Consider the following 18,950-nt stretch of genomic DNA (forward strand, 5'->3'; position numbering starts at 1 on the left):
GCGGTCGGCTCGTCCGTGGGCTCGGGGTCGGGGTCCGTGGCCGGCGGGTCGTCGGACTTGCCGGGATCAGTCGTGCCCGGGTCCGTCGTGGTCGGCGGGTCGTCGGTCGTGCCGTTGCCGCCGTTGCCGCCGCCGCCGTTGCTCGACGTGTCCTCGTGCGCCTCGCGCGCCTCGTCGTCCGCGCGCTGGCGACGCTCGGCGTCGAGCTGGTCCTGGCGCGCACGCTCGACCGCGACGCTCGTGCTGCGGGCGGCGGCGAGGTTGCTGATGAGCGCGTCCCGCTCGGCACCGGCGGCGGCGACGGCGTCGTCGGCGTCCTTCTGCGTCTTCTCCGCGGACCTCAGCGACGCGGCGGCGTCCTTCGACTTCTGCGTCGCGGTCTTCGCCGAGGCGGCCGCGTGCTCCTGCAGCGTGCCGGCGACGAGCGTCGCGGCCCGGAACTCCTGGACGGCCTCGTCGGCCTTGCCGCTGACCCGGTCGAGCGCGCTCGTGCGCTGCGCGACGTCCTGGAAGCCGTCGGCGGACAGCAGCGACTCGATCATGTCGACGGAGCCGCCGGAGCGGGCCATCTCCCGGGCGATCGCCACGAGCGTGCGGCGGGCCTGCTCCGCGTCGTCGGCCGCCTTCTGCGCGGCGTCCGCGGCCTCGTCGGCCGAGCCCTGCGCGTCCTGGGCATCGACGAGCGCCTGCGTGTAGGCCTCGCCGGCCTGCTGCACGCGCAGCTCGGCGGCGTCGCTCGTGACGCTGAGCTCGGCGAGCCGGACCTCCATCTGGGCGACCGACTGCGACGCGTCCTGCACCGCGGCGCGCGCGTCCCGGACGTCCTGGTCCGACGGCGGCGTCGGGTCGGCACTGGCCAGCGGCGCGCCCCCGACGAGCATCGCGCCGAGCGCGATCGCCGTCACGAGACCGCCCGCGAACGGGCGTCGGCGCGAACGGTTGCCGTGCGTCACCCGGTTCTCCCAGCGTCGAGGCCTGCATGCGTCCGGCGGCTCGCAGTCGCGACCGCCCCGAGGGACGCTACCGGCGCGAGTCCCAGAAGTGAACACCAGTCACACGAGTCACATCCGTCACACACGGGCGAACGGGGTCAAACCGGACACCGCGCGGACTGGATCACCCGTTCGCCGCGTTGCCAGCGGGCCTCAGCGGGGGCGGGACGGCGCCCCCACCCGGCGGAAGGTCACGAGCGACGGGTCGATCCGGGCGGTCGAGGCGAGGACCTCGAACGTCCGGCACGCGTACTCGCAGCGCACGCGGCGGTCCTGGTCGCCGATCCCCTCGGCGACGGCCACGCCGTCCGCCTGCAGCACCCAGTGCCATCGGTAGGTATCGGTCAGCCGGAGCACCGCGTTGAGGTCTCCGAGCCGCCCGACGAGGTCCGCGACCGCGGCGCGCGCCTCCTCGAGGTCGGCCAGGCCGTGCGGCATGCGCGCGACGCCGCGCCCGTTCGGGCTCACGAGGCGCCACCAGAAGAGGTCGTCGTCCGAGAACCGGTAGAGCTGGAACGTTGCCGGCACCGCGTGGGACCCCCTCGTCACGGCCGCCGTGCGCGGCTCCGACGACGAAGTCCACCCTGCTCAGCCGGTGCACAGGCATCGACCGGGCGACGGGTGGACGAACGTGAGGCGACGATCGGCCGACGAACACGCCAGGGGCGGGGCGATCTCGTCGCCCCGCCCCTGGCCGTGCCGACTACTTGACCGTCAGGGTCTTCGTCGGCGCGGCGTCCTTCGCCACGAGCGACGAGCCCAGGTAGACGACCTTGATGGCGTGCTTGCCCTTGCCGAGCTTGGGCAGCGTGGCCGTGATCTTGCCGTGGTGGCCGGCCTTGAGCGTCACCGTGACGAGGGCCTTCTTCCCGTCGTAGACCCGCACCTTGCCGGTGGGCGTGACGCCCGGGGCGGTGACGGACACCTTGACCTTGGCGTGCGCGGAGGCCTTGACCGTCGAGGCGGCCAGTGCGGCCTTGGCGGTCGCGGTCGCCTTGACGACCTTGACGTTCACGGTGACCGACGAGGTGGCCAGGGCAGTCGCACCGGAGTAGGCGACCTTGAGCGCGTGGGTCCCGGGCTTGAGCGCCTTGGCCTTGAGGGTGACGGTTGCCTTGCCCGACGAGAGTACGGCCGTGCCGACCACGGTCGAGCCCTTGCTCACCGTGACCTTGCCGGTCGGCGTGACGCCGACGGCCGTGACCTTGGCGGACAGCTTCGCGGTGGAGCCGTAGCGCCACACGCTGGGCGGGGTCGCGGTGGTCTTCGTCGTGCGGACGGAGAGGGCGAGGAAGGAGGACCCGCCGGCCGCGATCGTGGCGTACGTCGTGCCCGGTGCGGACTCGGGACTGTCGAGCGCGCCGTTCGACGAGTCGCCCCACGTGACGATCCGACCCTTGTTGGTCAGCGCGGCACCGGTGTAGTACGACGCGGCGACCTCGACGAACTTCGACCCGCTCGGCGGGTTCGGAGGCGTGGCCTGACCGGAGGAGTTGTAGCCGAAGCCGACGGCCTTCCCGTCCGAGCGGGTCGCGAGCGTGTACAGGTACCCCGCGGAGATGGCCGTGTAGCGGACGCCTGCCGGGAGCGCCGGCGCGACCGTCTCGCCGGCGGTGTCGGTGCCCCACGCGATGACGCGACCGTCGCTGCGCAGGGCGACCGCGTGGATGTAGCCGGCCGCGATCGCGGTGTAGCGCAGGCCCGCCGGGAGCGTCGGGACAGTGGTCGTGCCATAGCCGTTGTAGCCGACGGCGTTGATCTTGCCGTCGGACCGCAGTGCCAGGCTGTAGTAGTAGTTCGCCGCGATCGCGGTGTAGCGCACGCCCGCCGGAAGAGCGGGGAACGAGCGCTGCCCCTGGCTGTTGTCGCCGGCGCTGGCGATCTGGCCGTCGGAGCGCAGGTAGAGGTAGTGGTTGTAGCCCGCCGCGACCGCGACGTACTTCTGCGTGCCCGCCAGCGGAGGCGTGACCGGTGCCGACGTCCCGAAGCTGACGACCTGGCCGTCGCTGCGGAGCGCGAGGCTCGCGGAGTTCCCGGCGCTGATCGCGCGGTACGCAACCCCGTCCGGGAGCGCGGGCGCGACGGTGCTGCCGCCGCTGTTGAGCCCCCAGCCGACGACGTCGCCGCCGCTCGAGGCTCGGGTGCCCTCCGGGATGGCCTGAGCCGGTACGAGAGCGGTGAACGTGAGTGCTGCGGCTGCGAGCAGGGCGACGCTCGCGCGCCGCACTGCCGAGCCTGTCCTGATGGTCTGCATGGCGGTCCCCTCGTCGAGCGGCGCGACGATGCGCCGCGGTCATGGCCACAAGGGGTCGACGAGCCGCCCGCCAGATACGCCTCAGCCCCAGGCGCGCATCCCACATCTCGGGACGCCCGTTCCACCCACAGGGACGGCCGTCCTACTCTCGGCCCATGACCTGCCGAATGTGTCGCTGACCAAGCGCACCTCGGCTGTGCCCGCGGGCAGGTCGTCGCCGTGAGAACGGACTGACGCCGACGCCCCGCCACGAGCCCCTGCTCGACACGTGCGCCCCTCCGATCCCCCACGGGACGAGCAGCTGCGCGCGCTCCCGCGGTGACGACCCCACCCGACGATCCCCACCGACGACCCCACCCCCGACGGCCCGCCAAGGAGCACCCCGTGAGCAACGAGAACTGGAACTTCGAGACCCGCCAGATCCACGCCGGCCAGGAGCCCGACCCGGCCACCGGCGCGCGCGCCCTGCCGATCTACCAGACGACGTCGTTCGTCTTCCCCGACGCGCAGGTCGCCGCCGACCGGTTCGCCCTCAAGGACCTCGGCCCCATCTACACGCGCATCGGCAACCCCACCCAGGAGGTCGTCGAGAACCGCATCGCCTCGCTCGAGGGCGGCGTGGGCGCGCTGCTCGTCTCGTCCGGCCAGGCTGCCGAGACGCTCGCCATCCTCAACATCGCCGAGGCGGGCGACCACATCGTCGCGAGCCCCTCGCTCTACGGCGGCACCTACAACCTGCTGCACTACACGCTGCCCAAGCTCGGCATCACCACGACGTTCGTCACCGACCCGCACGACGCACAGGCGTGGAAGGACGCGATCCAGCCGAACACCAAGCTGTTCTTCGCGGAGACCATCCCGAACCCGAAGGCCGACGTCCTCGACATCGAGCTCGTCGCGGGCGTCGCGCACGAGTACGGCGTGCCGCTGATTGTCGACAGCACCGTGGCGACCCCGTACCTGATCAACCCGCTGCAGTGGGGCGCGGACGTCGTCGTGCACTCGGCCACCAAGTACCTGGGCGGGCACGGCTCGGCGATCGGTGGCGTGATCGTCGACGGCGGCTCGTTCGACTACGCGCAGCACCCCGAGCGGTTCCCCAACTACAACACCCCGGACCCGTCCTACAACGGGCTCGTGTTCGCACGGGACCTGGGCGTCGGCGGGCTCTTCGGCATCAACCTGTCGTTCATCCTCAAGGCCCGCGTGCAGCTGCTGCGCGACCTGGGCTCGTCGCTGTCGCCGTTCAACGCCTTCCTCATCGCGCAGGGCATCGAGACGCTGTCGCTGCGCGTCGAGCGGCACGTCGAGAACGCGGGCAAGGTCGCGGCCTGGCTCGAGGCGCGCGACGACGTGCTGGCCGTGCACTACGCCGGCCTCGAGTCCTCGCCCTGGCACGCCAACCAGCTCAAGTACGCGCCGCGTGGCGGCGGCGCGGTCCTCGCGTTCGAGCTCGAGGGCGGCACCGAGGCGGGGCAGGCGTTCGTCTCCGCGCTCGAGCTGCACTCCAACGTGGCCAACATCGGCGACGTGCGCTCGCTCGTCATCCACCCCGCGTCCACGACGCACAGCCAGCTCACGCCGGAGGAGCAGGCACTGTCCGGCGTGACGCCCGGACTCGTGCGCCTCTCGGTCGGCATCGAGCACATCGACGACATCCTGGCCGACCTGGACGCGGGCTTCCGCGCCGCCAAGGGCGCCTGACCGCTCACGGGCGGGACGGGCCACCCCGTCCCGCCCACCGGTCGGCCCCCGGCCGGCCGACGTCCCCCACGTAGATTGGTCGCCGTGTCCGACGACTTCCCCTCCTTCGCGCCCTCCCGCGCCCGCGCCACCACGCGCGCCAGCCGGGTGCCGGTGCCGTCGCGCGCGCCGGTGCCGGCGTCGTCGGCGTGGCGCTCGGGCGACGCCGTCGGGCGCCGCCAGTTCGCCGACCTCGGTCCCTTCGCGCTCGAGTCGGGCGGCCGCCTGCCCGCCGTGCGCCTCGCGTACGAGACGTGGGGGACGCTCAACGAGGACGGCTCCAACGCCGTCCTGGTCCTGCACGCGCTGACCGGCGACTCGCACGTGATCGGCGACGCCGACGAGGCGCACCCCACCTCCGGCTGGTGGGCCTCGATGGTCGGTCCCGCCGCCCCCATCGACACCGATGAGTGGTTCGTCGTCGCCCCCAACGTGCTCGGCGGCTGCCAGGGCTCGACCGGCCCGTCGTCCCCCGCGCCCGACGGCCGCCCCTGGGGCAGCCGCTTCCCGATGCTCACGGTCCGCGACCAGGTCGCCGCCGAGGTGCGGCTCGCCGACCTGCTCGGGATCGACTCCTGGGCCCTGGTCATCGGCGCGTCGATGGGCGGGCTGCGCGTGCTCGAGTGGGCTGCCTCCGAGCCTCGTCGGGTCGAGGCCTTCGCCGCGATCGCGACCGCCGCGCAGACCTCGGGCGACCAGATCGCGGGCTTCCACACGCAGCTCGCGGCGATCGCCGCCGACCCCCGGTTCCGCGGCGGGGACTACTACGACGCCGAGGACGGCGACGGGCCGCACACGGGCCTCGGCCTCGCGCGCCAGATCGCGCACCAGACCTACCGCAGCGCCTACGAGCTCGACGAGCGGTTCGGCCGCATCCCGCAGGGCGGCGAGGACCCGCTCGAGGGCGGCCGGTTCGCGGTGCAGTCCTACCTGGACCACCACGGCGACAAGATCACGCGGCGCTTCGACGCCAACACCTACGTGACGCTGACGCGGTCGATGATCACGCACGACCTGGGCCGCGACCGCGGCGGGGTCGACGCGGCGCTCTCGGCGATCACCGCGCGCGGCCTGGTCATCGCGGTCGACTCCGACCGCCTCTTCCCGCCCGCACAGTCCGAGCGGATCGCCGCCGGCGTGCCCGGCGCGGGACCGGTCCGCACGGTCCACTCGGACTACGGCCACGACGGCTTCCTCATCGAGGAGGACCAGGTGGGACGGCACGTCTCGGAGTTCCTGCGGGACTCCGTGCGGACGCGCTGACGCCTTTCACCCCGCGCTCCGGCCGCTCGACGGGCAGGATGAGTGCCGTGACCGTGACCCTCACCGAGGCCTCCTCGGCCCTCCATGCCCAGTGGGACCGCCTGCGATCGTGGGTCGGTGCGGTGGTCGACGAGGACGTCGCCGCCGAGCCGTCCGTGCTCGAGGGCTGGACCGTCGCCGAGCTGGTCGCGCACCTGGGCCGGGCGATGGACGCGCTCGCCGTGTGCACCCCGCTGCCCGCCGACACGATCCCGTTCACGCTCGCCGAGTACCTCGGCACGTACGTCGCGCGCGCCGCGGACATCGCCGAGACGACCCGCGAGCTGGCCACGCAGATCTCCGACGACCCGCTGCGGTGGGTCGACGAGCAGGCCGCGAACGCGTTCCGGCAGCTCGACGCGCTCGGGCCGGCGGACGTCGTCGTCCAGGCCCGCCGCGGGCCGGTCAAGCTGTCGACGATGACCATCTCCCGGGTGATCGAGCTCGTGGTGCACGCCGACGACCTCGCGCGGTCGGTGCACCGCGTCGCCGGGTCGGGCGCCGGCCCGGACCCGATCGAGCCCGCCGCCCTCACCCTCGTCGCGGACACCCTGCTCGGGATCGTCGTCGCGCGCGGCGGGTGGGACCTCGAGGTCGCCGACGAGCGCCGCTGGCTGCGCCTGGCGGCGGGCCGGACGCCGTACGACGTCGACGAGCTCGCCCGCGCGCTGCACGCCCGGTACACCTCCGAGGGCGTGCCGGACCTCGGACGGATGCTGCCAGTCCTCTAGACCGCGATCAGCAGCTGGCGCCCGACGAGCCCCACGGTCCGGGCCAGCGCGTCGCGCGCGGCGTCGGCCACGAAGCCCATGTCCCGCACGGCCCACAGCGTGAGCGCCGACGCCCATGCGGCGTCCCGCGCCTTGTCGATCGAGAAGTTCGAGACGAGGTCGGCGACGGGCGACAGCGGGGCGCCCGCGCGCACCACGTGCTGATCGAGGAACGACCGCCGGATCGGCCGCACCACCTCCGCGAGCACGTCGTTCACGCGCTCGAAGTCGGCGTGGATGCCCGGGCTCGTCGGGTGCACGCCGCGCGCCTCGCACGTCGAGACGACCGCGAGCGCGAGGTCGTGGTTGATGTGCGCGTTCATCCCCGCGAGCGCGAACTGCACGGGCAGGATCCCCCGCACCGCCCGGCGCTCGACGAGCGGCGCCCACGCGCGGTTGACCGGACGGCGCGCGGCCACGTCGCGCGGGACCTCGAGGAACAGGCCCGCGAACCGGACGTCGAGGTCCTCCACGAAGGCGGGGTCGCCGAACGTCGCGTCGGTCACCCGCAGCGCGACGAGCGCAGTGACCCGCCGGTAGACGTCGAGGAACACCCCGAGCCCGTCGTCGCGCGACCACCCGGCACGCACCTGATCCATCGACGCGACGACCTGCCCGACCGCCACCGACCCCACGACCTTCGCCATGGCCCCACAATGCCGACTGCGCAGGCCCGCGACCAGGGGCTCGGCCGGTTAGGTTGGGAACCGTGATCGCTGCCTACGCCGCCCGGTTCGCCGACGACGCCGTCTCGGGGTTGGAGGTGGGCTCGCGCCCCGACCCCGAACCGCGGGACGGCTGGAGCGTCGTGGACGTCCGCGCCGCCGCCCTCAACCACCACGACCTGTGGTCGCTGCGCGGGGTCGGCCTGCGCGCCGAGCAGCTGCCGATGATCCTCGGGACCGACGCCGCCGGCGTCACGGCCGACGGGCGCGAGGTCGTCGTGCACGGCGTGATCGGCGGCCCCGGGACCGACGAGCCGCGCTCGCTGCTGTCCGAGCGGTACGACGGCACGCTCGCCGAGCAGGTCGCGGTGCCCACGTGGAACCTCGTCGACAAGCCCGCCGAGCTCTCGTTCGTCGAGGCCGCGTGCCTGCCGACCGCCTGGCTGACCGCCTACCGGATGCTGTTCACCTCGGGCGGCGCAGCACCCGGCCACCGCGTGCTCGTGCAGGGCGCGGGCGGCGGGCTGGCCACCGCGGCGATCCTGCTCGGTGCTGCGGCAGGCCTCGAGGTCGTCGTCACGTCACGCTCGCCCGAGCGCCGCGAGCGCGCGCTGTCCCTCGGCGCCGCGGCGGCCGTCGAGCCGGGGGCCCGGGTGCCGCGCGCGGACCTCGTGCTCGAGAGCGTCGGGCAGGCGACGTGGTCGCACTCGGTGCGGTCGGTGAAGCCCGGCGGCACGATCGTGGTCGCCGGCGCGACGAGCGGCGACGCCTCCCCCGCCGAGCTGACCCGGATCTTCTTCACCGAGATCACGATCAAGGGCGCCACGATGGGCTCGCGCGACGACCTGGTGCACCTGCTCGCGTTCCTCGCGCGCACCGGCGTCCGCCCGCTCGTCGACTCGACGTACCCGCTGACCAGCGCGCACGCGGCCCTGGGCAAGCTTGCCGAGGGCGAGCAGTTCGGCAAGATCGTCGTGACCCCCTAGGACCCCGGAGGAACCCTTGCCGCTGGAGTGGAAGCCGGACGTCCTGGGCGACGGCTACGAGGTCGCGACGCTCGACCTCAGGCCGGACGACGAGGGTGCCGTCGTCGCGAGCCTCGTGCGCTACGTGCCCTCCGCGCCGGAGCCGGTGCGGCCCTCGCGCGCCGTCGTCTACATCCACGGCTGGTCGGACTACTTCTTCCAGACGGGTCTCGCCGAGTACTGGCACGCGCGCGGCGTGGCGTTCTTCGCGCTCGATCTGCGCAAGTACGGCCGCAGCCTGCGCCCGCACCAGACGCCCGGGTACGTCGACGACCTGTCCGCCTACCGCGAGGACATCGGTGCGGCGCTGGCCGTCGTCCGCGCCGAGGTCGGCACCTACGGGCGGATCATGCTCAACGGCCACTCGACGGGCGGGCTCGTCGCGGTGCTGTGGGCGCACCACTTCCCCGGCACGGTCGACGGGCTCGTGCTCAACAGCCCGTGGCTCGAGCTGCAGGGCTCCTCGGTGCTGCGGCACCTGTCCGGGCCGGCCGTCGCGCAGCTCGCGCGGTTCGGGCCCAAGACGCCGCTGCCCAACATCGACCCCGGCTACTACAACCGCACGCTGAGTCTGGACGGCGGCGGCGAGTGGACGTTCGACACGACCTGGCGGCCGACGCCGTCGTTCCCGGTCCGGGCGGGCTGGCTGCGCGCGGTGATGACCGGGCACGCGCAGGTGGCCCGCGGGCTGAGCATCCAGGTGCCGATCCTCATGCTCGCCTCCGCGCGGTCGCTGATCAGCCCACGCTGGAGCGAGGAGATGCGCGCCGCGGACATCGTGCTCGAGGTCGACCAGCTCGCGCGTCGTGCCGTGCAGCTCGGGTCGCACGTGACCGTGGTGCGCATCGACGGCGGCCTGCACGACCTCACGCTCTCCGCGCGGCCGGCGCGCGAGCGGTTCTACGCCGAGATCGACCGGTGGACGGCGGCGTACGGCTGGGGCTGAGTCTTTGAGGGTTGTCAAAGACGTATCGACGATATATCGTTAGCGACGTCCGGTTGACGACCCCGCTTCTCGGGGCATCCCGGACCCCCGTAGCGAGGCGCGAATCGAGCGCCCCATACGACCTTCCGAGGAGACACCCCATGAAGCACGACCACTACCCCCACATCCCGGGCGAGCGCCGTTCGCGCCGCCCCGACGTCACCGACCCGATCACCGGCCGCCAGGACGGTCGCCGCTGGCGGCCCGAGGGCTCCGGTCCCGGGTTCGGCTTCGGCTTCGGCCCCGGCTTCGGAGGCCCGCGCGGCCCCCGCGGCGGGTTCGACGGCATCCAGGAGGACCTCGAGAACGCCTTCGGCCCCCGTGGTCGCGGCCGCGGCCCTGGTCGCGGTCCCGGCCGACGAGCCGGACGCGGTGACATCCGCGCCGCCGCCCTGATCCTGCTCGCCGAGCAGCCCATGCACGGCTACCAGCTGATCCAGGAGATCGCGCAGCGGTCCGACGGTCGTTGGCGCCCCTCGCCGGGTGCCATCTACCCGGCGCTGTCCCTGCTGGAGGACGAGGGCCTCGTCGTCATCACCGCCGACGCGGGCCGCAAGCTCGCCTCCCTCACCGAGGCCGGCACGGCCTACGTCACCGAGAACGCGGCCGAGCTCGGCTCGCCGTTCGAGGACGCGCAGACCCGTCCGGGCCACCCGGGCCGTCCGCTGCGCGAGGCGCTCGAGGCGCTCGGCGCCGCTGCGGGCCAGGTCGGCCGCACCGGGACCGACGAGCAGGCCGCTGCGGCTCTGGCGGTCCTCGACCGCGCGCGCCGCGACCTCTACCTGATCCTCGCGGGCGAGCCCGCGACGACCACGGACTCCTAGCCCCCACCGCCGCGGCGCCCCTCCCCCCGGGGAGAGGCGCCGCTGCCATGCCCACCCGCGAACGGTCCGTTAGGCACGCTTCCGACCCGCGAAGCGCGCACAAGCCACCCCTCGACGGCGGGCCGGGCGGCCATCAGGTGGTTGCGCACGGGTGCAGCCCGTTGAGCGTGCGCAAGCACCTGGTCGGCGGCTCGACCCCGGGGGCGGGTCGTCAGGTCAGGTGGGTTGTCAGGCGGGTGAGGAACGTGGGCTGGCCCGTGACCAGGAGGGGGGTGGCCTCGGCGGGGGTGAGCCAGGTGGCGCGGTCGAGCTCCGGGACCTCCAGCTGGCGGCCCGAGCGCGGCGGCCACTCGATGACCGCCAGGTTGCTCACGATCGTCGTCACGTCGAGCGTGCCCCGGCGGGCCCAGCAGCGCACGACCTTCCCGCTGCGCTGCCGGATCTCGCCGAGGTCGACGTCGGGTTCCACCGGCTCGGGCGCAGGCAGGCCCAGCTCCTCGGCGAACTCACGCAGGGCCGCGGCGTGCGGGTCCTCGTCGGGCTCGATCTCGCCCTTGGGGATCGTCCACGAGCCCGTCGTCTTGCGCGCCCAGAACGGCCCGCCCATGTGCCCGACGAGCACCTCGATCCCCTCGGCAGCACCCGGGCTGCCGGAGCGGAACAGGAGCAGGCCCGCGCTGGTCCGGGGCACGGCGGTCAGATCGTCGCGGTGTCGATGACGAACCGGTAGCGCACCTTGCTGGCCACGACGCGCTCGTAGGCGTCGCCCACCTCGTCGGCCGAGATGGTCTCGACGACCGAGCCGATCCCGTGCTCCGCGCAGAAGTCGAGCATCTCCTGCGTCTCGGCGATGCCCCCGATGTTGGAGCCGGCGAGCGAGCGGCGCGCACCGGTGAGCGAGAACACGCGGAAGTCCTGCGGCTTCTCGGGCAGCCCGACGAACACGAAGGCACCGTCGAGCCGCAGCAGACCGAGGTACGCGTCGAGGTCCAGGTCGGCCGAGACCGTCGAGATGATCAGGTCGAACGAGCGGCGCAGCTCGCGGAACGTGGCCTTCTCGCTCGTCGCGAAGTAGTGGTCGGCCCCCAGACGCAGCCCGTCCTCCTGCTTGGACAGCGACTGGCTCAGCACCGTGACGTCGGCGCCCATCGCGTGCGCGATCTGGACCGCCATGTGGCCCAGGCCGCCCATCCCGACGATCGCCACGCGCGTCCCCGGGCCGACGCCGTGATGGCGCAGCGGGGAGTAGGTGGTGATCCCGGCGCACAGCAGCGGAGCGGCGACGTCGAGCTCCAGGCCCTCGGGGATGCGCAGCGTGTAGGCCTCGTCGACCACGATCTGCGTGCTGTACCCGCCGTACGTGCGCTCGCCGTCGTAGAACTTGCCGTTGTAGGTGGCGACCATGCCGCGCAGGCAGAACTGCTCCTCGCCGGCCAGGCAGTTCTCGCACTCGCGGCACGAGTCGACGAAGCAGCCCACGCCCACCCGGTCGCCGACCGCGTACCGCGTCACGGCCGAGCCGACCTCGCTCACGACGCCCGCGATCTCGTGGCCGGGGACCATCGGGAACAGCCCCGCCCCCCACTCGGCGCGCGCCTGGTGGATGTCCGAGTGGCAGATGCCGGCGTAGGCGATGTCGATGCGGACGTCGTGCCCGCGCACGTCGCGGCGCTCGATCGTCGTGCGCTCGAACGGCGCTCCGGCGGTGGGGACGGACAGGGCAGGGACGACGACGGGCACAGCGAGACCTCCGGACGGTGACGGGAAGGCGCCGGGCTCAGCTGGTGGTGAAGCCCGTCGCCTCACCCAGTGTCGGGCCGCCGTCGCCGATGCGCCACGCGCGCCAGCCGTCGACGCCGCTGTCCGCACCGATCGCCGCCGAGGCCGCGTGGCTCGGGTCGGCGAAGACCTGACCCGCCGCGAGCTGGATCAGGCCGTCGTTGCGCAGCATCGCCACGACGCGCTGGTTGCGGCGCTCGCGGTACCAGACGAGCGTCGTCATCGCCCGACGCTGCTTGGCTAGCGTGGCCAGCTGCGGGTGCGGGACGTCGACGAGGCCCGCGGGCGAGTGCGGCGGGAGGGCCTGCTTCGGGGCGCGGTTGACCGGCGCGGGCTCGACGAGCTCGTGCGTCGGGGGCGTCGGCGGCGCGGGGGGCGGGTTCGTGGACGCCGTAGCGGTGGGCGCGGAGTTCGTCGGCGCTGCGATGCTCGGGCTCGTCGCCCCGGACGCCACGGACGTGGTCGGGCCCGAGGTGGTCGGCGGGAGGCTCGTCGGCACGTAGCTCGTCGACACCGAGGACCCGGTGGCGGCGGGAGCAGCGGGTTCCGGGACGACAGCGGTCGGCTGCGTACTCGTCGTCCGCGGCGTCGTCGGGGCCAGAGGCAGCGCCGAGGCCGGGGCAGGCCGGGGCATCGGTGGCGCGGACGGCACGGCCCGCAGCTCGCCCGACGACGCGTGGTCGGCCCACGGGCGGCTCGGGTTGGGAGGCAGCGCGCGCCGCTCGGGCTCGTACGCCATTGCGGACGCGAACGTGGACTCGCTCGCCCGGACCAGGCGGAGCGCGGTCGGCTCGACGGCGCGGCGGCTGCCCTCGTGCTGCGCGAGCGGGGAGACGTCGATGAGCCGGCGGTCGTCGCCGCCGCGCACCACGCCGACCTGCAGGATGTCGACGTGCCGGCCGGGGCCGCGCAGGAAGCCGAGCGTGTCCGACGCCTCGGCCGCCACCTCGGAGCACAGCAGGATGAGCCGCACGCCCTCGCGGCGGCTGGTCTGCGCGCCGAACGCGACCTGCTCGCGGAAGGCGGCGAACTCCACGCCGAACCGGCTGGGGTCCGCGTGGTAGGCCCGCGTGAGGTCCGTGGTGGTCATCCGGGCGGCCGCGCCGGCGTGCCGCAGCGCGCTCACCACGGCGTCGTCGTCGACCACCTGGACGATCTCGACGATCACCGGGCGGCCCGTCGCGTCGAGCGCGAGGAGCGCCGGCAGCGACGCGTGCTCGGGGGCTCCCGTGCGCGAGCGGACGGGGAACAGCGGCTCCCCTGCGATGGCCGTGAGGTGGTGCGTCAGGAGCGAGTCACACTCCTGCGCGAACGATCCGGCCAGCGGCTGCATCGGCTGGACGAGGCGCGGACGGCCCTCGTCGAGCTCGAAGATCGGCATGCAGTCCTGGCCTTCCTGCGCGGGTGATCGCGCACGTCTACCGCCCGTCGGCTCGTCGTCCCGAGCCCGGCGAGCACACTCTGGCACAGCCCGCCACCGGAGTCAGCCGCCGGACGGGTACCGGTCGCGACGAGATCCGTCACACCGTCGATCAGGCCCCGGCGAGACCGGCCTCGACGCGCGCCACCTTGGCGTCCAGCTGGCCGGTGTAGCCAGGCCGGATGTCCGCCTTGAGCACGAGGCTCACGCGGTTCCCGTGCCGGCCGACGGCCTCGGTCGCGCGCTTGACCACGTCCATCACCTCGTCCCACTCACCCTCGATCGTGGTGAACATGGAGTCGGTGCGGTGCGGCAGGCCCGACTCGCGGACGACGCGCACGGCGTCGACGACGGCCTCGGTGACGGACTCACCCGCACCGAGCGGGGCGACGGAGAAGGCGACCAGCATGCCTCCACCCTGTCCGGTCGCGGGCGCCCATGTCCACCCGATCGGGTGTCAACCTGGACGGGCCGCCGCGCGTCTACCTGACATGGCGAAGATCCTGCGGGTACTCAGCGTCGGCATCGTCCTGCTCACCGGCTGCTCGTCGGCCGGGACGTCCACGAGCCCGCCCGAGCCGGCGGTCTTCCCGACGACGACCGGGGGGCCGGACTGGGACACCGCGTCCTACCGGTTCACGCTCGACTCCCGCTGCGGTGAGCGCGCGCTGGTCGGGCGGTACGCGGTCGTCGTCGACCACGGTGCGGTGGCCTCGGTCGAACCGCTCGAGTCGACCGAGGTCGCCGACTCGCCGGGCTCCCCCACCCTCGGCCCGAACGATCTCCCGACGATCGGCGAGCTCGTGACCCGCGCGCAGACCACGGACCGCGACGACCTGACCGAGTTCCACCTCGACTCCGCAACGGGCATCCCCCGGGAGATCGCCTTCGACCCCGAGCCCACCGCGCTGGACGACGAGGAGTGCTACAGCATCAGCGACTACGAGCCGCTCGAGTGACGGTGTCGGAGGCAGCCGGTAGAACAGGGTCATGAGCGAGCGCATCCGATGGGCCGACGTCGTCCGCGAGGCACCGGAGCTGGCCGCGAAGGCCGCGACGCTGTTCAACTCGGGGACCAACAAGACGCTCGCGAGCCTGCGGGCCGACGGCTCGCCACGCATCAGCGGGACCGAGCTCGTCATCGCCGAGGACCTGACGCTCGGGATGATGCCGCACTCGCGCAAGCTCGCCGACGTGCTGCGCGACCCCCGCGTCGCGATCCACTCCCCCACGCTCGAGCCGCCCAAGGAGTGGAACACCTGGGCGGGCGAGGCGAAGGTCGCGGGCCGGCTGGTCCCGATCGACCAGCCCGAGGGCGGCCTGCCGGGCTCGTACTTCGCGCTCGACCTGACCGAGGTGGTCGTCACGTCGATGGCGAACGACGAGCTCGTCGTCGAGTGGTGGCGCCCCGGCCGCGCGGTGCAGCGGATCTCGAGGACCTGATGGCCGACGAGCCCACCGAGTTCCCGCGCGCGCTGGGCAAGCCCGCGACGCGCGCGCTCGCGGCGCAGGGCGTGACCCGCTTCGACCAGCTGACCGGCCGCACGAGGGCCGAGCTGCTCGCGCTGCACGGCGTCGGGCCGAAGGGCATCCGTGTCCTCGAGGCCGAGCTCGAGGCGCGCGGCCTGCGCTTCGCCGACCCGCAGTACTGACGGGTCGGCGGTCAGCGCTCGAGTGAACTACGGCTCGACGCGACGCTTCATCATTCGCCCCGCTGCGATGCCGACGACGAGGCTCAGGCCGCCCATCAGCGCCAGGGCCGCGAGACCTTCTCGACCCGAAGGAGGATGACGACGATCACACCGCCGATTCCGCCGACCGCAGCACCAGCCGCACCGGCCAGCGCTGGAAGGTACTTGGCCACGACGCTCCTCCCGCCGGCGACGCGTCGATGCACCCGGGCACTTCGGTGCGCCCATCGCTCAACGACAGACCCGCCCAGCGTAGGACTCGATCACGTGGGATGGAGGAGGTGCGCGAGGGCCGAAGTCCGTCAGTCCGCGGTGATCCGGCTGGCCAGCAGCTCTGCGAGGTGGATGCCCTCGGCGCCTGCGAGCTGCTCGCCCTGCGTCCGGCACGAGAACCCGTCGGCCAGGTAGAGGTCCCCCGGCTCGGCGGCGCGCAGGGCCGGGAGCAGCGAGTTCTCGGCCACGGCGACCGACACGTCGTAGTGACCCTTCTCCATGCCGAAGTTGCCGGCCAACCCGCAGCAGCCCGCGAGCGCGGAGAAGCTCGCGCCCGCGTCGGTGAGCAGCGCGCGGTCGGCGTTCCAGGTCATCACCGAGTAGTGGTGGCAGTGCGGCTGGACCACGGCGGTCACGTCGGACAGGTCCGGCACCTGCCACCGGTCGCCGGGGCCGATGGGTGCGGGCGCGGTGAGCAGCTCGGCGAGCGTGCGGGTCTCGCGTGCGACGGCCGCGGCACGCGGGTCGTCGGGCAGCAGGTCGAGGAGGTCCGAGCGCAGCACCGCGGTGCAGGACGGCTCGAGGCCGACGATCGGGATGCCGTTGACCGCGAACGGCCCGAGCACCTCGAGCAGGTGCGTGAGCTGCGCGCGGGCGCCGTCGAGCTGACCTGTGCTGATCCAGGTCAGGCCGCAGCAGACCTGGTGGTCGGGGACGAGCACCTCGTAGCCGGCGTCGCGCAGCACGGTGACCGCCGCGCGGGCGACCGACGGCGAGAGCGCGTCGGAGAACGAGTCCGTCCACAGCAGCACGGGGGGCCGGGGGACCTCGGGCGCGACGTCGCCGGTCCGCGGGGCGGAGGCGTGGTCGGCGGCTCGGCCGGTCACGGTCACCTGGTCCGCGCCGGACCGACGCACCCACGCGCGGAACGGCTCGGGCGCGAAGGTCACCATCTCTCGGCGCGTGTCCATCCCGCCGCCGGCCAGCACGGCCTTCGCGATCGGGCGGACGCTCAGCACCGCGTTGGCGATCGTCGCGAGCGCGCGCGACGAGGTCACCAGGCGCGCCCACCGCGGCAGCCAGCCCAGCGCGTAGTGCGTCCTGGGCCGCAGGCGGCGGCGGTAGGTCTGGTGCAGCACCTCGGACTTGTACTGCGCCATGTCCACGCCGGCCGGGCAGTCCGACGAGCACGCCTTGCAGGACAGGCACAGGTCGAGCGCGTCGTGCACCTCGGGCGAGGACCACCCGCGCGAGACGAGCGACCCGTTGGCCATCTCCTGCAGCACGCGGGCACGCCCGCGGGTCGAGTCCTTCTCGTCCTTCGTCGCCAGGTACGACGGGCACATGAACCCGCCCGCGGCCGTGTTGTCCGCGCGGCACTTGCCCACGCCGACGCAACGGTGCACCGCGGTGGTCAGGTCGCCCGCGTCGTGCGCGAAGGAGAAGCCGGTCGTCGCCAGGAGCGGGCGCGCCGCGGGGCGGCGGAGGTCGGCGTCCAGCGCGGCCGGGCGGACCAGGATCCCGGGGTTGAGCAGGTCCCGCGGGTCGAGCAGCGCCTTGAACTGGCCGAACAGCGAGATCGCGCGCTCGGAGTACATGACCGGCAGCAGCTCGGAGCGGGCGCGCCCGTCGCCGTGCTCGCCGGACATCGAGCCGCCGTGCGAGGCGACGAGGTGCGCGGCGTCCGTCATGAACGCGCGCAGCGGGTCGCCCGAGCGCTCGAGCGGGATGTCCAGGCGCAGGTGCACGCACCCGTCGCCGAAGTGCCCGTAGGCCAGGCCGTCGACCTGGTGGGAGGCCATGAGCGCCTCGAGCTCGCGCAGGTACGCGCCGAGCCGCTCGGGCGGCACCGCCGAGTCCTCGAAGCCAGGCCACGCCTGGGCGCCCGACGGGGTCCGGCCGCCGAGCCCCGCGCCGTCCTCGCGGATGCGCCACATGGCGGTCGCGGAGGGGCCGGGGGGAAAGACGGCGACGGCGGTCGTCCCGGCGTCAGCGGCCAACGCGCGCGCGGCGTCCATGGCGACCTCGAGGGAAGCGCCCCCCACCTCGACCATGAGCCAGCCGGCACCCGGCGGCAGGTCCGGCACCGCGGACGCCCCGCGCACGCGGCGCACCACGTCGACGAGCCGCGAGTCCATCCCCTCGATGGCCAGCGGCGCGTGCGCGAGCAGCGCGGGCACTGCGTCTGCGGCCGACGGCATGTCCGGGTAGCCGAGCACGACGAGCACGGGCGCGGCCGCCACCGGGACGAGCCGCACGGTGGCCTCGAGGAGCGTGCCGACCGTCCCCTCGGTCCCGACCAGCGCCTTGGCGAGGTCGGCGCCGCGCTCGGGAAGCAGGTGCTCGAGCGAGTAGCCGGACACCTGCCGGCCGAACCGGCCGAGCTCGGTACGGATGACGTCGAGGTTGCCGCGGACCAGCTCCGCCAGACCGGGCACGGGGTCGAGCGAGCCGGCGCCCGCGGTGAAGCGGCGGCCTGTGCCGTCGACGACGTCGAGCGCGAGCACGTTGTCCGCGGTGCGCCCGTAGGCCACCGCGCGGGGGCCGCACGCGTTGTTGCCGATCATCCCGCCGAGGGTCGCGCGCGCCTGGGTCGACGGGTCGGGCCCGAACCGCAGCCCGTGCGGGGCAGCCGCCTTCTGCAGCGAGGCCATCACGACGCCGGGCTCGATCCGCGCGGTCGCGGCCTCGGGGTCGATCGCGAGGATCCGGTTCACGTGCCGCGAGAAGTCGAGCACGACGCCCGTCCCCACCGCGTTGCCAGCGACGGACGTGCCGCCGCCGCGCGAGGTGATCGGCACGCCGGCGTCCCGCGCCACGGCCAGCGCGGCCTGCACGTCGTCGGGGTCCCGCGGGAACACGACCACCTGCGGGACCACGCGGTAGTTCGACGCGTCGGTCGAGTACTCCGCGCGCCGCCGGGTCGAGTCGTCGACCACACCGCGCACGGACGAGCGCAGCGCGGCCACGACGTCGGTCCGGGTTCGCAGGTCGTCGGTCACGGCAGCCACGTGCGCATCTTCGCACCGCATCCCGGTGCATCCGCGGCGGCGTCCGGAGCGGAAGACGACGTGAGGGCGCACACCCGGTGCTCGCCCCTGACCCACGGAGGTCCTCGTGACCCGTCGTCTGTTCGCCAGAGCCGCTGCCATCGCCGCCGTCGCCGTGCTCGGCGTCTCGCTCGCTGCGCCCGCCAACGCCGCGAAGGCTCCCCCGCAGCCGGTCGCGTCCGTCGACGTCGCGAAGTACGTCGGGTCCTGGTACCAGGTGGCGGCGGTGCCGGCGAT

The 18,950-nt window shown here is 73.8% G+C and carries 18 protein-coding genes; 9 read left to right on the forward strand and 9 right to left on the reverse strand.

What is annotated here, in order from left to right; translation table 11 throughout:
• The 3 genes from D1825_RS06805 to D1825_RS06815 form a co-directional block, all read right to left on the reverse strand.
• On the reverse strand, positions 1 to 953 hold a 953-nt coding region (locus D1825_RS06805; RefSeq protein WP_407643309.1), incomplete at its 3' end, for a coiled-coil domain-containing protein.
• Positions 954 to 1,145: 192 nt separating this feature from the next.
• Positions 1,146 to 1,520, reverse strand: a complete 375-nt coding sequence (locus D1825_RS06810; protein ID WP_118766688.1) for a hypothetical protein — start codon at positions 1,518 to 1,520, stop codon at positions 1,146 to 1,148.
• Positions 1,521 to 1,695: 175 nt separating this feature from the next.
• Positions 1,696 to 3,246, reverse strand: coding sequence for an Ig-like domain repeat protein (locus tag D1825_RS06815; protein WP_118766689.1), 1,551 nt, complete (start codon positions 3,244 to 3,246; stop codon positions 1,696 to 1,698).
• Positions 3,247 to 3,630: 384 nt separating this feature from the next.
• Between D1825_RS06815 and D1825_RS06820 the strand changes: the two genes are divergently transcribed.
• From D1825_RS06820 to D1825_RS06830, 3 genes are all read left to right on the forward strand, one after another.
• Positions 3,631 to 4,950 (forward strand): bifunctional o-acetylhomoserine/o-acetylserine sulfhydrylase, encoded by a 1,320-nt coding sequence (locus tag D1825_RS06820; protein WP_118766690.1) that lies wholly within the window; start codon positions 3,631 to 3,633, stop codon positions 4,948 to 4,950.
• A 75-nt stretch (positions 4,951 to 5,025) separates the two neighbouring features.
• Complete coding sequence (metX, locus tag D1825_RS06825) at positions 5,026 to 6,252, forward strand: homoserine O-acetyltransferase MetX (RefSeq protein WP_118766691.1); 1,227 nt, start codon at positions 5,026 to 5,028, stop codon at positions 6,250 to 6,252.
• Between the two features lie 38 nt (positions 6,253 to 6,290).
• Positions 6,291 to 7,022, forward strand: coding sequence for a maleylpyruvate isomerase N-terminal domain-containing protein (locus D1825_RS06830; RefSeq protein ID WP_118766692.1), 732 nt, complete (start codon positions 6,291 to 6,293; stop codon positions 7,020 to 7,022).
• Here D1825_RS06830 and D1825_RS06835 read toward each other — a convergent pair.
• Positions 7,019 to 7,708, reverse strand: coding sequence for a DUF5995 family protein (locus D1825_RS06835; protein ID WP_118766693.1), 690 nt, complete (start codon positions 7,706 to 7,708; stop codon positions 7,019 to 7,021). The two genes, D1825_RS06830 and D1825_RS06835, sit on opposite strands and share 4 nt — an antisense overlap.
• Positions 7,709 to 7,770: 62 nt before the next feature.
• Here D1825_RS06835 and D1825_RS06840 point away from each other — a divergent pair, with 62 nt between their 5' ends.
• From D1825_RS06840 to D1825_RS06850, 3 genes are all read left to right on the forward strand, one after another.
• Positions 7,771 to 8,712, forward strand: a complete 942-nt coding sequence (locus tag D1825_RS06840) for a zinc-binding dehydrogenase (protein WP_118766694.1) — start codon at positions 7,771 to 7,773, stop codon at positions 8,710 to 8,712.
• 16 nt (positions 8,713 to 8,728) lie between these two features.
• Complete coding sequence (locus D1825_RS06845) at positions 8,729 to 9,697, forward strand: alpha/beta hydrolase (RefSeq protein WP_118766695.1); 969 nt, start codon at positions 8,729 to 8,731, stop codon at positions 9,695 to 9,697.
• A 140-nt stretch (positions 9,698 to 9,837) separates the two neighbouring features.
• Complete coding sequence (locus tag D1825_RS06850; RefSeq protein WP_118766696.1) at positions 9,838 to 10,560, forward strand: PadR family transcriptional regulator; 723 nt, start codon at positions 9,838 to 9,840, stop codon at positions 10,558 to 10,560.
• 211 nt (positions 10,561 to 10,771) lie between these two features.
• Here D1825_RS06850 and D1825_RS06855 read toward each other — a convergent pair whose 3' ends face one another.
• From D1825_RS06855 to D1825_RS06870, 4 genes are all read right to left on the reverse strand, one after another.
• Positions 10,772 to 11,251, reverse strand: coding sequence for an NUDIX domain-containing protein (locus D1825_RS06855; RefSeq protein ID WP_199721524.1), 480 nt, complete (start codon positions 11,249 to 11,251; stop codon positions 10,772 to 10,774).
• Positions 11,252 to 11,256: 5 nt separating this feature from the next.
• Positions 11,257 to 12,300, reverse strand: coding sequence for an NAD(P)-dependent alcohol dehydrogenase (locus D1825_RS06860; RefSeq protein ID WP_118766697.1), 1,044 nt, complete (start codon positions 12,298 to 12,300; stop codon positions 11,257 to 11,259).
• A gap of 37 nt (positions 12,301 to 12,337) precedes the next feature.
• Complete coding sequence (locus tag D1825_RS06865; RefSeq protein WP_118766698.1) at positions 12,338 to 13,720, reverse strand: restriction system modified-DNA reader domain-containing protein; 1,383 nt, start codon at positions 13,718 to 13,720, stop codon at positions 12,338 to 12,340.
• 151 nt (positions 13,721 to 13,871) lie between these two features.
• On the reverse strand, positions 13,872 to 14,168 hold the full coding sequence (locus D1825_RS06870; RefSeq protein WP_118766699.1) for an MTH1187 family thiamine-binding protein: 297 nt from the start codon (positions 14,166 to 14,168) through the stop codon (positions 13,872 to 13,874).
• A gap of 82 nt (positions 14,169 to 14,250) precedes the next feature.
• Between D1825_RS06870 and D1825_RS06875 the strand changes: the two genes are divergently transcribed.
• The 3 genes from D1825_RS06875 to D1825_RS06885 are packed head-to-tail and all read left to right on the forward strand — an operon-like array spanning position 14,251 to position 15,411.
• Positions 14,251 to 14,718 carry a DUF6174 domain-containing protein gene (locus D1825_RS06875; protein WP_118766700.1) on the forward strand — a complete coding sequence of 156 codons (468 nt, stop codon included), beginning with the start codon at positions 14,251 to 14,253 and terminating at the stop codon, positions 14,716 to 14,718.
• Positions 14,719 to 14,749: 31 nt separating this feature from the next.
• Positions 14,750 to 15,202: a pyridoxamine 5'-phosphate oxidase family protein gene (locus tag D1825_RS06880; protein WP_199721525.1), complete on the forward strand. Its 453-nt coding sequence runs from the start codon at positions 14,750 to 14,752 to the stop codon at positions 15,200 to 15,202.
• Positions 15,202 to 15,411: a helix-hairpin-helix domain-containing protein gene (locus D1825_RS06885; protein ID WP_118766701.1), complete on the forward strand. Its 210-nt coding sequence runs from the start codon at positions 15,202 to 15,204 to the stop codon at positions 15,409 to 15,411. Before D1825_RS06880 ends, D1825_RS06885 begins: the two co-directional genes overlap by 1 nt.
• A 341-nt stretch (positions 15,412 to 15,752) precedes the next feature.
• Here D1825_RS06885 and D1825_RS06890 read toward each other — a convergent pair whose 3' ends face one another.
• Positions 15,753 to 18,695, reverse strand: coding sequence for an FAD-binding and (Fe-S)-binding domain-containing protein (locus tag D1825_RS06890; protein WP_118766702.1), 2,943 nt, complete (start codon positions 18,693 to 18,695; stop codon positions 15,753 to 15,755).
• Between the last annotated feature and the right edge of the window lie 255 nt (positions 18,696 to 18,950).

It is taken from the genome of Cellulomonas rhizosphaerae (genome assembly GCF_003470205.1).
Lineage (GTDB): Bacteria > Actinomycetota > Actinomycetes > Actinomycetales > Cellulomonadaceae > Cellulomonas > Cellulomonas rhizosphaerae.

What these genes read in the sequence shown, in the direction of transcription:
- D1825_RS06815 (WP_118766689.1), bottom strand. Translation starts at nt 3,246, where the DNA reads ATGCAGACCATCAGGACAGGCTCGGCAGTGCGGCGCGCGAGCGTCGCC.
- D1825_RS06830 (WP_118766692.1), top strand. Translation starts at nt 6,291, where the DNA reads ATGAGTGCCGTGACCGTGACCCTCACCGAGGCCTCCTCGGCCCTCCAT.
- D1825_RS06835 (WP_118766693.1), bottom strand. Translation starts at nt 7,708, where the DNA reads ATGGCGAAGGTCGTGGGGTCGGTGGCGGTCGGGCAGGTCGTCGCGTCG.
- D1825_RS06850 (WP_118766696.1), top strand. Translation starts at nt 9,838, where the DNA reads ATGAAGCACGACCACTACCCCCACATCCCGGGCGAGCGCCGTTCGCGC.
- D1825_RS06865 (WP_118766698.1), bottom strand. Translation starts at nt 13,720, where the DNA reads ATGCCGATCTTCGAGCTCGACGAGGGCCGTCCGCGCCTCGTCCAGCCG.
- D1825_RS06870 (WP_118766699.1), bottom strand. Translation starts at nt 14,168, where the DNA reads ATGCTGGTCGCCTTCTCCGTCGCCCCGCTCGGTGCGGGTGAGTCCGTC.
- D1825_RS06875 (WP_118766700.1), top strand. Translation starts at nt 14,251, where the DNA reads ATGGCGAAGATCCTGCGGGTACTCAGCGTCGGCATCGTCCTGCTCACC.
- D1825_RS06880 (WP_199721525.1), top strand. Translation starts at nt 14,750, where the DNA reads ATGAGCGAGCGCATCCGATGGGCCGACGTCGTCCGCGAGGCACCGGAG.
- D1825_RS06885 (WP_118766701.1), top strand. Translation starts at nt 15,202, where the DNA reads ATGGCCGACGAGCCCACCGAGTTCCCGCGCGCGCTGGGCAAGCCCGCG.
- D1825_RS06890 (WP_118766702.1), bottom strand. Translation starts at nt 18,695, where the DNA reads ATGCGGTGCGAAGATGCGCACGTGGCTGCCGTGACCGACGACCTGCGA.